The organism is Stenotrophomonas sp. TWI809 (genome assembly GCF_039673205.1).
Lineage (GTDB): Bacteria > Pseudomonadota > Gammaproteobacteria > Xanthomonadales > Xanthomonadaceae > Stenotrophomonas.
Window position 1 is genome coordinate 88,535 of record NZ_JBDJLE010000011.1, and the last position, 14,603, is coordinate 103,137.

General features: G+C 68.7%; 14 protein-coding genes. All 14 read left to right on the forward strand.

Annotated features, from left to right (window positions below; all coding sequences use genetic code 11):
- Positions 1–25 precede the first annotated feature (25 nt).
- The 14 genes from ABE472_RS10555 (at position 26) to ABE472_RS10620 (ending at position 14,550) form a co-directional block, all read left to right on the forward strand.
- Positions 26–1,879: a S8 family peptidase gene (locus ABE472_RS10555; RefSeq protein ID WP_313209240.1), complete on the forward strand. Its 1,854-nt coding sequence runs from the start codon at positions 26–28 to the stop codon at positions 1,877–1,879.
- Positions 1,880–2,005: 126 nt separating this feature from the next.
- Positions 2,006–3,733, forward strand: coding sequence for a type II secretion system ATPase GspE (gspE, locus tag ABE472_RS10560; RefSeq protein WP_313209242.1), 1,728 nt, complete (start codon positions 2,006–2,008; stop codon positions 3,731–3,733).
- Between the two features lie 37 nt (positions 3,734–3,770).
- A complete protein-coding gene (locus ABE472_RS10565; RefSeq protein ID WP_346466164.1) occupies positions 3,771–4,991 on the forward strand; it encodes a type II secretion system F family protein in 1,221 nt (406 codons plus the stop codon).
- 48 nt (positions 4,992–5,039) lie between these two features.
- Complete coding sequence (gene gspG, locus ABE472_RS10570) at positions 5,040–5,471, forward strand: type II secretion system major pseudopilin GspG (RefSeq protein ID WP_313209244.1); 432 nt, start codon at positions 5,040–5,042, stop codon at positions 5,469–5,471.
- 90 nt (positions 5,472–5,561) lie between these two features.
- Complete coding sequence (locus ABE472_RS10575; RefSeq protein ID WP_313209325.1) at positions 5,562–5,981, forward strand: GspH/FimT family pseudopilin; 420 nt, start codon at positions 5,562–5,564, stop codon at positions 5,979–5,981.
- Positions 5,978–6,394 carry a prepilin-type N-terminal cleavage/methylation domain-containing protein gene (locus tag ABE472_RS10580; RefSeq protein ID WP_313209247.1) on the forward strand — a complete coding sequence of 139 codons (417 nt, stop codon included), beginning with the start codon at positions 5,978–5,980 and terminating at the stop codon, positions 6,392–6,394. Before ABE472_RS10575 ends, ABE472_RS10580 begins: the two co-directional genes overlap by 4 nt.
- A complete protein-coding gene (locus ABE472_RS10585; RefSeq protein WP_346466165.1) occupies positions 6,391–7,029 on the forward strand; it encodes a type II secretion system protein J in 639 nt (212 codons plus the stop codon). Before ABE472_RS10580 ends, ABE472_RS10585 begins: the two co-directional genes overlap by 4 nt.
- The gene (locus ABE472_RS10590) at positions 7,026–7,889 is read left to right on the forward strand and encodes a type II secretion system protein GspK (protein ID WP_313209251.1); all 864 of its coding nucleotides are present in this window, start codon (positions 7,026–7,028) and stop codon (positions 7,887–7,889) included. Before ABE472_RS10585 ends, ABE472_RS10590 begins: the two co-directional genes overlap by 4 nt.
- Positions 7,886–9,034, forward strand: a complete 1,149-nt coding sequence (locus ABE472_RS10595) for a PilN domain-containing protein (RefSeq protein WP_346466153.1) — start codon at positions 7,886–7,888, stop codon at positions 9,032–9,034. Before ABE472_RS10590 ends, ABE472_RS10595 begins: the two co-directional genes overlap by 4 nt.
- Positions 9,003–9,752: a type II secretion system protein GspM gene (gene gspM, locus ABE472_RS10600; protein WP_346462884.1), complete on the forward strand. Its 750-nt coding sequence runs from the start codon at positions 9,003–9,005 to the stop codon at positions 9,750–9,752. The genes ABE472_RS10595 and gspM overlap by 32 nt, the downstream gene beginning before the upstream one ends.
- Positions 9,742–10,530: a hypothetical protein gene (locus ABE472_RS10605; protein ID WP_313209257.1), complete on the forward strand. Its 789-nt coding sequence runs from the start codon at positions 9,742–9,744 to the stop codon at positions 10,528–10,530. The genes gspM and ABE472_RS10605 overlap by 11 nt, the downstream gene beginning before the upstream one ends.
- Before the next feature lie 9 nt (positions 10,531–10,539).
- Positions 10,540–12,735 (forward strand): type II secretion system secretin GspD, encoded by a 2,196-nt coding sequence (gene gspD, locus ABE472_RS10610; RefSeq protein WP_346466154.1) that lies wholly within the window; start codon positions 10,540–10,542, stop codon positions 12,733–12,735.
- Between the two features lie 115 nt (positions 12,736–12,850).
- Entirely contained in the window at positions 12,851–13,717 is an 867-nt protein-coding gene (locus ABE472_RS10615) for a glycosyltransferase (protein ID WP_346466155.1), read from the forward strand.
- Positions 13,714–14,550, forward strand: a complete 837-nt coding sequence (locus tag ABE472_RS10620; protein WP_313209263.1) for a glycosyltransferase family 2 protein — start codon at positions 13,714–13,716, stop codon at positions 14,548–14,550. The genes ABE472_RS10615 and ABE472_RS10620 overlap by 4 nt, the downstream gene beginning before the upstream one ends.
- The last annotated feature ends 53 nt before the right edge of the window (positions 14,551–14,603 follow it).

A 14,603-nucleotide genomic window follows, 5' to 3' on the forward strand; every position in this document is an offset into this window, starting at 1 on the left:
CCATGACCTTGAAGAGGACGTCAACGTGACCAGTAAGCAGAACCTTCGCATCAATGTGCTGGCAGCCGCCGTGCTGTCGTTGTCCGCAGGCGCCAGCGCCTATGCAGCGGGCCTGCCGGCCAAGGAGCCGGTGCGCCAGCCGGCTGCCGCCCAGGGCGCAGAGCGCATCATCGTCAAGTACCGCGCCGGCACCGCTGCGGCCACGGATCGTTCGGCCAAGCTGACGGCCGTGCAGTCGGCGGTCGCCCGCGCCAGTGTCGGTGGCTCCGCCGCCGGCCGTGCCAGTGCCGTGAACCCGCAGATCGTGCGCAAGCTCGGTGTCGGTGCCGATCTGATCCGCCTGCAGGGCCGCTTGAGCCCGGCCGAACTGCAGAAGGTGCTGGCCGAGATCAAGGCCGATCCCTCCGTGCAGTACGCCGAAGTGGACGTGAAGCTGCAGCGCACCGATGTGCGCCCGCGCGACGCGACCCCGCAGCTGGTGCCGAACGATCCGTACTACGCGCAGTACCAGTGGCATCTGAACAGCGCTACCGGCGGCATCAATGCGCCGGCAGCGTGGGACATCGCCCAGGGCGAAGGCGTGGTGGTGGCGGTGCTCGATACCGGCATCCTGCCGCAGCACCCGGATTTCTCCGGCAATCTGCTGGCCGGTTACGACTTCATCAGCGATGCGGAAACCTCGCGCCGACCGACCGACGAGCGCGTGCCGGGTGCGCTGGATTACGGTGATTGGGTAGAAAACGACAACGAGTGCTATGCCGGCTCGCTGGCCGATGACAGCTCCTGGCACGGTACCCACGTCGCGGGCACCATCGCCGAGTCCACCAACAACGGTGTGGGCATGGCGGGCGTTGCGTACAAGGCGCGCGTCCTGCCGGTCCGCGTCCTCGGCAAGTGCGGTGGCTACCTGTCCGACATCGCCGATGCGATCACCTGGGCCTCCGGTGGCACGGTGGCCGGGATCCCGGCCAACGCCAATCCGGCCGAGGTCATCAACATGAGCCTGGGCGGCGGCGGCGCGTGTGATGCGCTGTACCAGGATGCGATCAATGGCGCCGTGTCGCGCGGCACCACCGTGGTGGTCGCCGCCGGCAACTCGGCCTCCAACGCGTCCAATTTCCGTCCGGCCAGCTGCGCCAACGTGGTGGCGGTCGGCGCCACCCGCATCACCGGTGGGATCGCCTACTACTCCAACTTCGGCACCGTGGTGGACCTGTCCGGCCCGGGCGGCGGTGGCAGCGTGGACGGCAATCCGGGCGGCTACGTGTGGCAGTCCGGCTACAACGGCCTGACCACGCCGACCTCCGGTGCCTACAGCTACGTGGGCATGGCCGGCACCTCGATGGCCTCCCCGCATGTCGCGGCGGTGGCAGCGCTGGTGCAGGGCGCGGTCGCGGCGGCCGGCAAGGATCCACTCACTCCGGCTGCGCTGGAAGCCCTGCTCAAGCAGACCGCACGGGCCTTCCCGGTCACCATCCCGACCGCCACCCCGATCGGCACCGGCATCGTCGATGCCAAGGCCGCCCTGGACAAGGCGCTGGAAGAAGAGTGCACCGAGAACTGCGGCCCGGTGGCCACGCCGCTGACCAACAAGGTCGCCGTCGGTGGCCTGAGCGGCGCCGGTGGCAGCGAAGTGCTGTACAGCTTCGAGGCGCAGGCCGGCAAGGTGCTGAGCCTGCTCACCTACGGTGGCAGCGGCAATGTGTCGGTGTACGTGAGCCAGGGCAAGGAGCCGACCGCGACCGCGTTCGATGCCAAGTCCACGCGCCCGGGCAACAGTGAAACCGTGCGCTTCACCGCGCCGGTGGCCGGCACGTATTACATCAAGGTGGTCGGTGAGTCCGCGTTCAGCGGTGTGAGCATCCTCGCCAACCAGTAAGACCGGTAAAACCCCAACGGGAGTCCGTCATGTGACGGGCTCCCGTTTTTACATCTGGACCGTGTGCAATCCCGCGTACGATCGCGGTGAACTGCTAAAGTCGCAGCGGTTGCCAGGAGAAAGTGCTTGAACGCGGTTGCCCAGGATCCCACTGCAGAAGCCACCGCCGAATCCCGCATCGTCGGGGTATTGCTGGAGAAAGGTCGGCTCAAGGACAGCGACCTGGCCCGCGCGCGTCCGCTGCACCGTGAGTCCGGCGGCAGCCTGCTCGGTCTGCTGGTGCGGCTGGGGCTGGTCTCCGAGCGGGACCATGCACAGACCTGTGCCGAGGTGCTCGGCCTGCCGTTGCTCGATGCCAAGGCCGTGCCGGAAGCGCCACCCGAAGCGCTGCTCGATGGCTTGCCGTTGACGCTGCGTTTCCTCAAACAATTCCATGTCTGTCCGCTGGTCCTCCAGGACGGCGTGCTCGACCTGTGGCTGTCCGATCCGCAGGACCCGTATGCGGCCGATGCGGTGCAGTTGGCGATGGGCCTGCCGGTGCGCCTGCACGTGGGCCTGCGCTCGGAGATCGACGATCTGATCGAGCGCTGGTTTGGCCAGGGCCGCAGCGCGATGGGCGCGATCATCGAGACCGCCGACGGGGAGGGCGCTGCGGTCGACGACATCGAACACCTGCGCGATCTGGCTTCCGAAGCGCCGGTGATCCGGCTGGTCAACCTGGTCATCCAGCGGGCGGTGGAACTGCGCGCCTCGGATATCCATATCGAACCGTTCGAGAATCGCCTGAAAGTGCGTTACCGCGTGGATGGCGTGCTGATCGAAGGGGAAAGCCCGCCGGTCAATCTCACGGCCGCGGTGATCAGCCGTATCAAGATCATGGCGCGGCTCAACATCGCCGAACGTCGCCTGCCGCAGGACGGCCGCATCATGTTGCGCGTGCAGGGCAAGGAGCTCGATCTGCGTGTCAGCAGCGTGCCCACCGCGCATGGCGAAAGCGTGGTGATGCGCCTGCTCGACCGCGATACGGTGGTGTTCGATTTCCATCGGCTGGGTTTCACCGAGGCATTCCTGCCGCAGTTCCGCAAGGTGCTCGAGCAGCCGCATGGCATCCTGCTGGTGACCGGCCCCACCGGCTCGGGCAAGACCACCACGCTGTACACCGCGCTGAGCCAGCTCAATACCGCCGACGTCAAGATCATCACTGTCGAAGATCCGGTCGAATACCAGATCGAAGGCATCAACCAGATCCAGGCCAAACCGCAGATCGGGTTGGATTTCGCCAATGCGCTGCGCAGCATCGTGCGCCAGGATCCGGACATCATCATGATTGGCGAAATGCGCGATCTGGAAACCGCCCGCATCGCGATCCAGTCCGCGCTCACCGGCCACCTGGTGCTCTCCACCCTGCACACCAACAATGCCGCCGGCGGCATCACCCGCCTGCTGGACATGGGCGTGGAAGATTATCTGCTGACCTCCACGATCAACGGCATCCTCGCCCAGCGCCTGGTGCGCCGGCTGGAGCCGCAGCATGCGCAGCGCTACCGTGCCTCACCGGAAGAGATCGACAAATTCGGCCTGCGCCGCCTGCAGCCGGAGGGGGAGATTTTCCTCTACCGTGCACAGCCCTCGGCGATCGCGCCCACCGGGTATCTCGGCCGCACCACCATCGTCGAGTTCCTGGTGATGAACGATGCGCTGCGCAGCGCGGTGATGCGTCGCGCCGGCATGGGCGAGATCGAACAGATCGCGCGCGCGGCCGGCATGCGCACCATGTATGAGGATGGCCTGTCCAAGGCCCTGCAGGGCCACACCACGCTGGAAGAAGTACTGCGCGTGACGGAGGAATCCTGATGCGTGCATGCGGTCGGCACCCGGTGGGCGGCTGAGCATGGCCCAGTACCGCTACAAGGCGCTCAACGCGCATGGCGAACTGTTCGAGGGCCAGATGGACGCGGCCAGCGAAGCCGAGGTGGCCGCGCGCCTGCAGGACCAGGGTCACATGCCGATGGAGGCGCGCCTGGCCAGCGAAGGTGTCGCGGGGGCGTCATCCTGGGCGGCGCTGCTGCGTCGCAAACCGTTCGACGGCGGTGGGCTGGTGCAGTTCACCCAGCAACTGGCGACGCTGCTCGGTGCCGGGCAGCCACTGGACCGTGCGCTCAGCATCCTGCTGGAACTGCCTGAAGACGAGCGCACGCGCCGGGTGGTCACCGACATCCGCGACATCGTGCGCGGCGGTGCGCCGCTCTCCACCGCGCTGGAGCGCCAGCACGGGCTGTTCTCGCGGCTGTACATCAACATGGTGCGCGCCGGTGAAGCCGGTGGCAGCCTGCACGACACCCTGCAGCGGCTGTCGGATTATCTGGAGCGCAGCGCTGAGCTGAAAGGCCGCGTCATCAACGCGCTGATCTACCCGGCGATCCTGCTGGCGGTGGTCGGCGGTGCGCTGCTGTTCCTGCTGGGCTACGTGGTGCCGCAGTTCGCGCTGATGTACGAAAGCCTGGATGTCGCGCTGCCGTGGTTCACCCAGTGGGTGCTCACCGCCGGCCTGGTCGTGCGCGAAGGCTGGATCATCATGATCGTGGTACCGGCCGTGATCGCGCTGGTGGTGGAGCGGCGGCTGCGGCAACCGGCCACGCGCCTGGCCATGGATGGCTGGCTGCTGCAACGCAACGGCATCGGCCCGCTGCTTGCCAAGCTGGGAACCGCGCGCCTGGCCCGCACCCTGGGCACGTTGCTGCGCAACGGCGTGCCGCTGCTGTCCGGCCTGGGCATCGCGCGCAACGTGCTGAGCAACCGCGCGCTGGCCGCCGATGTCGATGCAGCCAGTGACGAGGTCAAGAACGGCAACGGCCTGTCGGCATCGTTGGCGCGCGGCAAACGCTTTCCGCGGTTGGCGCTGCAGATGATCCAGGTCGGCGAGGAATCCGGCGCGCTGGATACGATGCTGCTCAAGACCGCCGATACGTTCGAACAGGAAAGCGCGCGCGCGATCGACCGGTTGCTGTCGGCGCTGGTGCCGGTGATCACCCTGGTGCTGGCTTCGGTGGTCGGCCTGGTGATCGTGGCCGTGCTGGTGCCGTTGTACGACCTGACCAATGCCATCGGCTGACCGGCCGCTGGTGAATACCCCAACGATTCGATGCAAGGAGCCTGCCATATGCAACGCCGTCGCCTGACCCGCTTTTCTTCCGCGCGCCACCAGTCCGGCATGAGCCTGCTGGAGATCATCATCGTGATCGTGCTGATCGGTGCGGTGCTGACCCTGGTCGGCAGCCGCGTGCTCGGCGGCGCCGATCGTGGCAAGGCCAACATCGCCAAGGCACAGGTGCAGACCATGGCCGGCAAGATCGACAACTATCAGCTCGATACCGGCAAGCTGCCGGCCAAACTGGATGATCTGGTCACCCAGCCCAGCGGCAGCGCGGGTTGGCTCGGGCCGTACGCCAAGCCGGCCGACCTCAATGACCCGTGGGGTCATGCGTTGGAGTACCGCGTGCCGGGCGAAAGCCAGCCGTACGACCTGATCAGCCTGGGCAAGGACGGCAAGGTCGGTGGCAGCAGTTACGACGCGGACATCCGGTACGAGTAATCGGCAGTGGGAGCGCTGTGGCCCATGCCGAGCAGACCGCCGCATCGCGTGCCCACGGGCACCCGTGTGCGCGGTCTGTCGTTGCTGGAGATGCTGCTGGTCGTGGCGCTGATCGCCATCATCGGTGTGGTGACCGCCACCGCGATGAACGGTGGCATCGACGGCATGCGCCTGCGCAACGCCGGCAAGGAAATCGCCACCCAGCTGCGCTACACGCGCACGCAGGCCATCGCCACCGGCCAGACCCAGCGCTTCGTGATCGACCCGCGTGCCAGGACGTGGCAGGCCGCCAATGGGCGCCACGGGCAGATTCCCGCCGCGCTGGACGTCCAGTTCCGCGGGGCGAGCCAGCTCAGCACCGCGCCGGGGCAGGGCAGCATCGCCTTCTTCGCCGACGGCGCGGCCAGTGGCGGCAGCATCGACCTGAGCACGCGCGGCGCGGTGTGGGAGATCCACGTCGGCTGGATCACCGGCGAAGTCCGTGCCGGTCCGCGCCGGGAGGGCGGATGAAGCGTCAGCGCGGCTATTCATTGCTGGAGGTGATCATCGCCTTCGCGCTGCTGGCGTTGGCGTTGACCCTGCTGCTGGGCAGCCTGTCCGGTGCGGCGCGTCAGGTCGGTCAGGCCGACGTGCGCAGCCGGGCCACGCTGTATGCGCAGTCGCTGCTGGCCAGTACCGGCGTGGAGGCTCCGCTGCAGGAGGGCAGCACACAGGGCGAGTGGGAGCAGGGCAAGTATCGTTGGCGATTGCAGGTGGAACCGTACGCGGAGCCGCGCACGACCACCGCGCCGGTGGCCACCGATGTTGGCGGCCCGACCCTGGCGCAGATCACCCTGCAGGTGCGCTGGGGCGAAGGCAACGGCGAGCAGTTGCAATGGCGCAGCCTGCGCGTGTTGCCGCCGGTACCGGGCACCCCGCGATGACGCTGCGCGCGCGCCGTGCCCGCGGCTTCACCCTGATCGAAATCCTGCTGGCGACCGCGCTGCTGGTCGGCGGCCTGGCGCTGGCCTTCGCCACCGTGCGCTCGGCCATGGCGATCAGCCAGCGCGGCGAGCGCATGGCCGCCCAGAACGAGCGCATGCGCGCGGTCGAAGGCTTTCTGCGGCGTCGCCTGTCGACCGCGCTGGTCATCGCGACCTCGCCGCCGGATCCCACCCGCGACCCGGTGTACTTCGTTGGCGAGCCGCAGCGGATGCTGTTTGTCTCCGATCTGCCTGGCTACCTCGGCCGGGGCGGGCCGTATGCGCATGAGCTGCAGGTCCGTCGTGCGGGTGGGCAGGAGCAGCTGGAGGTCGGGCTGACCCTGCTGCAGAACGGCGAGGCGATCGAAGAAGATCCACCGCGGCCGCCGGAAATGCTGGCCGATCAGCTGCGCGACGTGCGCTTCCGCTATCGCGGTACCGATCCGCGCACCGGCCAGCTGACCGAATGGCTGGACCGCTGGGAGGACACCCGCCGCCTGCCGCTGCTGGTCTCGATCGAGATCGTCCCGCTGCAGGGGCCGGCGTGGCCACCGATGATCGCGGCGCTCCCGCCACCGCGCGGAGATGGCCGATGAGGCCGGCGCGCGGTGCCGCGCTGGTGCTGGTGCTGTGGTTGATCGCGCTGCTCACGGCGGTGATCGGCGCATTCGCGCTGAGCGCACGCGTGGAGCACATGCAGCAGCGCGTGATTGGCGATGATGCCATCGGCCAGGAATACGCGCGCGCGGGGCTCGAATATGCCCTGCATCGTCTGCAGCCGCGCGCCAGTCAGCCGGCATGGGTGGCCGATGGCCGCCGCTACCGGTGGAGCTTCGATGACCGCCGGATCGATCTGGCGATCCTGGATGAGAACGGCAAAGTGAATCTGAATCTGGCCGATGCCAGCTTCCTCACCGCCTTCCTTCGTGCAATGGGAGAGGAACCTGGCCGCGCCCAGCAGCTGGCCGGTGCCATCGTCGATTGGCGCGACGCCGACAGCCTCAAACAGCCTGGTGGTGGCGCGGAGACGCCGGATTACGTCGCGGCCGGCCTGCCGTATGGCGCACGCAACGCGCGCTTCGAGACCGTGGGCGAGCTGCAGCGCGTGCTGGGCATGGAGGCGGACCTGTATGCGCGGATCGAGCCGATGCTGACCCTGTACAGCCGCCAGGCGCGGCCCGATCCGCGCTTCGCGGCTGGCCCGGTGTTGACCGCGCTGGGGCTGGACGCCGAACGCCTGCTGGCCGAGCGCGAGCGTGCGGCGGCGGCAGATGACGCGGGATTACCGACCGCACCGCTTGCAGGTGGCAGCGGCACCTATAGTATCGAGAGTCGCGCCACGGACGAACGCGGCCGGATATCGGTACTGCGCGCCGTGGTGAGGATGGGGTCGGCAGGCACGCCGGGAACGGCATACACAGTACTTCGCTGGGAACAGGGAATGGCAGCAAGATGACGGCATGGCGTGACAGTCTGGTGCGGGCCCGCGGGCGCTTGTCGCCTGGCGTGGGCAGCAGCCTGCGCTGGTGGCGGCAATCGTTGCTGGCCTGGCTGCCGGTGCGGTGGCAATGGGCGATGGGCTGGTCGCGCTCGCGGCTGCTGTTGCAGCGCGATGGTGAGGTGTTGCGCCTGCAGCGCCAGACGGGCGAGCAGATCGAGGCGATCGCCGAACTGCCCTGGCCGGTATCGCCGGACACCCTGGATACCGTGCTGGACGCGCGCCTGCGCAGCTTGCCGCGGCATTGGTTGCTGCCCGCCGGCAGCGTGTTGCGGCGCCCGCTGCGGCTGCCTGCGGCGGCCGCGGAGCGGCTGCGCGATGTGGTCGGTTTTGAAATTGATCGGCAAACCCCCTTCGATGCCAGCCAGGTCAGCTACGACGTGCGCGAGCTGGGCGCGCTGCCGGATGGCCAGTTGCAGGTCGAGCTGGTGGTGATCCCGCGCGTGCAGCTGGAGCAGTGGGCGCAGCAGGCCGGGCCGTGGGCGCAGGCCGTGGCCGGCGTCGATGCGGTGGATGCCACTGGCCAGCCGCTGGACGTCAATCTGCTGCCGGTCGCGCAGCGGCAGCCGTATCGCGACCCGATGGCGCGCTGGAACTGGCTGCTGGCCGTGGGCGCGGTCGTGCTGCTTGCGCTGGCCGGCCATCAGTTGATCGACAATCGCCAGGCCGCGGCAGACCAGTTGCGTGAGCAGGTCGATGCCGCCGCGCGTGATGCGCGGCGGGTTGCCGCCGAACGGCAGCAACTGCAGAGTCTGGTGGAAGGCGCCGCGTTCCTGGAGGGCAAGCGTTCCGAGCATGCGAGCACCGTGGAGATATGGAATGAACTTACCCGCCTGCTGCCCGATGGCACCTATCTGGAAAAAATGTCGATCGAGGGCACCACGCTGCAGTTGATCGGGCTCAGCCGCGAAGCCTCGCAACTGGTGCCGCTGCTGCAGGACTCGCCGCTGTGGCGCAAGGTCAACCTGACCGGCGTGCTGCAGGCCGATGGGGCGACCAGCGGCCGCGACCGTTTCACGCTGACTGCCGAGCTGCAGCCGTTGCCCGGCGCGATGCCGCCTGCCAAGGAGGTTGCCGATGGCAGCACAACCGACGCGCCGTGATCGCTGGCTGGCGCTGGGCCTGCTGCTGGCGGTGATCGCGGTGGCCTACCTGCTGCTGGTGCATCCGTGGTTGACCCGCCCGCTGCTGGCGATCCATGCCGACATCGCAACGGTGCAGGAGCGTCAGCAGCGTGTGCAGGCGCAGCTGGCGCAGCGCGGCCAGATCGCTACCCAACTGAGCGAGGTGCAGACGGCGCTCGAGGGCCGCCCCGGCTTCCTGCGCGAAGCCACGGCCGAATCGGCGGCTGCCGCGCTCTCCAGCCGCCTGCAGGATGCGGTGGCCTCCGCCAGCCCGGGCAATCGCAGCTGCACGATCAGCAATCGCACGCCACTGCCGGATGCCAGTCGCGAACCGGCCTTCCCGCGCGTGGCCCTGCAGGTGCGCCTGCGGTGCGGCGTGCCGGAGATGGCCGCGGTGCTGCACACGCTGGAGACCGGCACGCCGCGCCTGTTCGTGGACAACCTCAATCTGCTGGCGCAGCGCTTCCAGCAATCGCCAAGTGAAACCGGCACCGGCCTGGACGTGTCGTTCGAACTGGTCGGCTATCTGCGCCCGGGCGCCGCGCTGGAGCCTGGTGCGCCGGTGCCGCCCCCCCTTCCGCTGCCGGCGGGACAGGACGCTGGGCAGAACGCTGACCCAGGTGCGGCCCTGCCCAGCGATGCGGCCGAACCCGCGCCGGCACCGGACGCTGCCGAGGAGGTCGAGCATGAAGCTTGAAGCAGCCGGCCTGCGCACCTGGTGGCTGGGGGGCATCGCGCTGTGGGCACTGGCGATCTGGATCGCCACGCTGTTCGGGCTGGGCAGCCGTATCGCGCCGGCCACGGATGGCGATATCGGCCCCGGGCCGTTGCCGCAGCTGGCACCGGCCGCACCGGAGCGCATGGCCTCGGCCAGCACGTACGCACAGATCGGTGCGCGGCCGCTGTTCGCCGAAGACCGGCAGCCGCGCCCGTATCTGCTCGGCGGCACCGAGCAGGGCACCGCCAGCAGCGTTTCGCTGACCGGCGTACTGCTCACGCCTGACTTCGCCATGGCCATCCTGACCACCGATCAGCGCCAGTCGCTGCGGTTGCGCTTGAACGGTGAGGCGGTGAACGGTTGGCAGCTGCTGGCGCTGGAACCACGCCGGGCCACGGTCAGCGGGCCGGGTGGCACCCAGACGCTGGAACTGCCGGTGTTCAACGGGCAGGGCGGCGAGCCCCCCACCGTGCTGGGCGCCACGCCGCTCACGAGCGTTCCTCCGGCCGGTACCGGCGCCCGACCGATCAACGGCGCGGCGGCGCCGATGCCCGCGCCCCCACCGGCCGCAGCCCCTGCGGCGCAGGCAGGGACGCCCTCGAATGCGGCGGCCCCCGCGCAGAACGCGCAGGGCCCCAGCGAAGACCAGATGAAGGCGATCCGCGAACGCATCCAGGCGCGCCGCCAGCAATTGCAGCAACAACAGCAACAGCAGTCGCAGCAACCGCCCGCGGGCGGCTCCGGCCACAACCCTTAGAGTGACAGCATGACCCTGCGCCTTTTCCCCGTGTCTTTCCTTGTCGCCCTGCTGGTGGGCTGCACCACCGTGCCCGCGCCGGAGGTGCGCCGCGATGCGGTCCTCGACAGCTACCAGGTGGTCGCCGGTGATGGATCCCACGCAGGCGTCGATGCCGAGCCACTGGGAACCAGCAGTGCACCGCAGGCGGTGATCCGCCGCGGCACCGGCACGATGATCAACCGCAGCGCCGCCGCGGCGCCGCAGCCGTCGCTGGGCAATGCCTCTACCGGCAATGCGACCTTCAACTTCGAAGGCGAATCGGTGCACGCCGTGGTCAAGGCGATCCTCGGCGACTTCCTCGGCCAGAACTATGTGATCGCGCCGGGCGTGCAGGGCACCGTGACCCTGGCCACGCCCAAGCCGGTCTCCTCGGCGCAGGCCTTGAACCTGCTGGAAATGGTGCTGGGCTGGAACAACGCACGCATGGTCTACAGCGCAGGCCGCTACAACATCGTGGCCGCCGACCAGGCGCTGGCGGGCACCGTATCCCCCAGCACCGCCTCGCCGGCCAATGCGCGTGGCTTCGAAGTGCGCGTGGTGCCACTGCAGTACATCTCCGCCACCGAGATGAAGAAAGTGCTGGAGCCGTACGCGCGCCCGAACGCGATCGTCAACGTCGACAACGGCCGCAACGTGATCACCCTCGGCGGTACCCGCAGCGAACTGGAGAACTACCTGCGCACGGTCGAGATTTTTGACGTGGACTGGCTCTCGGGCATGTCCGTGGGCGTGTTCCCGATCCAGTCCGGCAAGGCCGAGCAGGTCGCCGCCGATCTGGAGAAGGTGTTCGGCGAGGAAAGTAAAACTCCCAGCGCCGGCATGTTCCGCTTCCTGCCGCTGGAGAATGCCAACGCGGTGCTGGTGATCACCCCGCAGGCGCGCTATCTCGACCAGATCCAGCAGTGGCTGGACCGCATCGATACCGCCGGTGGCAGCGCGCGGCTGTTCTCCTATGAGCTGCGCTACGTCAAGGCCAAGGACCTGGCCGAGCGTCTGGCCGAGGCCTTCGCCAATGAGAACGGCCGCGGCGGCCGCGGCAGCAGTTCGCTGGCGCCGGGCGCGTCGCCGATGGACATCGGCAGCCGCGATGGCAACAGCAACAGCAATTTCTCCAACACCGGCAGCAGCAACGGCAGCAGCCGCGGTGGGCTGGGCGAGGGCACGATGAGCCTGCCGCAGCGCCAGTCCGGCAACGCCAGCTTCAGCCTGGAGGTGCAGGGCGATACGGTCGGTGTCTCGGCAGTGGAGGAAACCAACACGTTGCTGGTGCGCTCCACCCCGCAGGCGTGGCGCTCGATCCGCGAGGTGATCGAAAAGCTCGACGTGATGCCGATGCAGGTCCACATCGAAGCGCAGGTGGCCGAGGTCGCGCTGACCGGCGATCTCAGCTACGGCGTGAACTGGTTCTTCGAGCAGGCCGTGGCCACCGGCAAGACCGAGAGCGGCATCGACCTGCCCAGCGCGCTTGGCCGTTCGATCTGGGGCAGCATTTCCGGCTCGGTCGGCAGTGACGGGGTCGGCTGGACCTTCCTCGGCAAGAACGCCGCCGCGGTGGTCAGCGCGCTGGACAAGGTCAGCAACCTGCGTCTGCTGCAGACCCCGTCGCTGTTCGTGCGCAACAACGCCGAAGCCACCCTCAATGTGGGCACCCAGATTCCGATCAACTCGGTGTCGGTCAATACCGGCGTGGGCGGCGACAACACCTACAGCCAGGTCCAGTACCTGGATACCGGCGTGATCCTCAAAGTGCGCCCGCGCATCACCCGCGATGGCGTGGTGTTCCTGGACATCGTGCAGGAGGTCAGTTCGGCCGGCGCGATCCCGAGCGGCTGCGACCCGACCCGCACCACCTGCAACCCGCCGATCAATACCCGCAAGATTTCCACCGAAGCGGCGGTGCAGAGCGGTGACACCATCATGCTCGCCGGCCTGATCACCGATTCCGGCGAAGACGGCTCCAGTGGCGTTCCGGGCCTGAGCAAGCTGCCGGTGATCGGTGCGCTGTTTGGCCGGAAGACGTTGAAGTCCGAACGCTCCGAAGTGATCGTGCTGCTGACCCCGACCATCGTGCGCAACGCACAGGAGTCGCGGAACCTGACCGACGAGTACAGCAGCCGCTTCCGTGCGATGGAGCCGTTCCCCGAGCGCAAGGGCAAGCGCTGAGCGATGCCAGGCCCCTGCTGTCACCGCAGGGGCCGATCTTGTTACGCTGGCCGCGCCCAAGGGAGCCTGCGATGACACAGCGACACGGCGAAGACGGCAGCACGCAGAGGTCGGCATGAGTACGGTCATCCTGTTGCCGATCGGGGTCGACGATGCCGCGCTGGACCGCTGCCTGGCCGCGCTCGATGCCGGCACCGCGCCCGGTACGGCGATCTGGTTGGCCGACGATGGCCAGGCCGGCCCGCGCGCCCAGGCCGTGATCGAACACTGGTTGGCACAGACGCCGCTGCAGGCCGAGTACACCCGCCGTGCCCGGGCGATCGGCGAAGTCGCTCATCTGGATGAAATGCTCGCCGCGTGTACCGGCGCCGACGTGGTGGTGCTCGCCCCGGATGCGATCCCGGCACCGGGCTGGCTGCAGCAGCTGGAGGCCTGCCTGGCCCGCGATGCCTCGATCGGCTCGGCCACGCCGTGGTGCAATGCCGGTGAGACGGCCGCCTGGCCGCGCCTGGGCGAGATCAATCCGCTGCCGGACGATCTGGACCTGGTGCCGTTGGCCCAGGCCTGCGCGGCGATGCCGCCGCTGCATCCCGAGTTGCCTTCGGCGGTGACCCACGCTGTGTTGTTGCGCGGCAATGCCCGGCGCAAGGCCGGCGGGCTGGACATGCACAGCTACGCGTCGTGGAACGCGGCGCTGATCGACCTCAGCCTGCGCATGGCCGGGCTCGGCTGGCGCAACGCGCTGTGCGAGACCGCCTTCGTCGCCCGCGTGGCCGAAGGCGTGACCGGCGAGGGCGACATGGAGGCGTTGGCGACGCGCTGGCCGGCCTGGCCGCCGCGGCTGGCCGGCTTTCTGATGGCTGATCCGTTGCAGCAGGCACGCCACGACCTGCAGCAACACCACCGGCAGGCGATAATGCCCAAGGCGCAGGGCGATCTGTTCGCGCCGCCTGTCATTGCCGCCCCGGAGCCGCCCGTTTGAGCCCTGCCATCGCCGCCATCATCGTCAGCTACCAGAGCGCCAGCACGCTGGACGCCTGCCTTCTGCGGCTGCGCGAGGCGCGCGACATCGCTGAAATCCGCGTGGTCGACAACGATTCCACCGACGGCACCCTGGAGATCGTGCAGCGCCATGCCAGCGCCGATCCGCGGGTGCGCTTCATCGCCAATCCGGACAACCCCGGATTTGCGGCGGCCAACAACCAGGGCGTGGCCGACAGCCAGGCACCCTGGCTGGCCTTCATCAACCCGGACCTGATGGTCGGTCCCGATACCCTGGCCCTGCTGCGCGAACGCGCGCTGCCGCTGGGTGACTGCCTGCTGGGCGTGGAACAGGTCGACGAAGACGGCCGCCCGGACGATGCGGTGCGCCGCCGAGACCCGGATTTCGCCGCGATGCTGCGCAACCCCGGGCAGGGCGGCAAGCTGGCGATCCCGGTTGACCGCAGCCAGCCGCTGCAGGTCGTGCCGGCCCTGTCCGGCGCCCTGCTGTTGATGCCGCGCGCGCTGTTCGACCGGATCGGCGGCTGGGATGCGGGCTATCGCCTGCACGCCGAGGATCTGGACCTGTGCCGGCGCGCACGCGAGGCCGGCGCGGTGATCGCGATCGCCAACGACCTGCAGGTCACCCATGTACGCGGTGTCTCCAGCCGCTCACGGCCGTTCTTCGTGGAATGGCACAAGCACCGGGGGCTGTGGCGCTACTTCCGGAAATTCGAGGCGCCGCAACGCGCCTGGCCGGTGCGCTGTGCCGTGTGGGGCGCGATCTGGGCGCATGCGCTGGCGCAGGTGCCGCGTCTGCTCCGCCGCCGGTAGAGGCCCGCGCACTCGCTTCGGCACCGGGGCGATACCTGCCGTGAACGCATTCC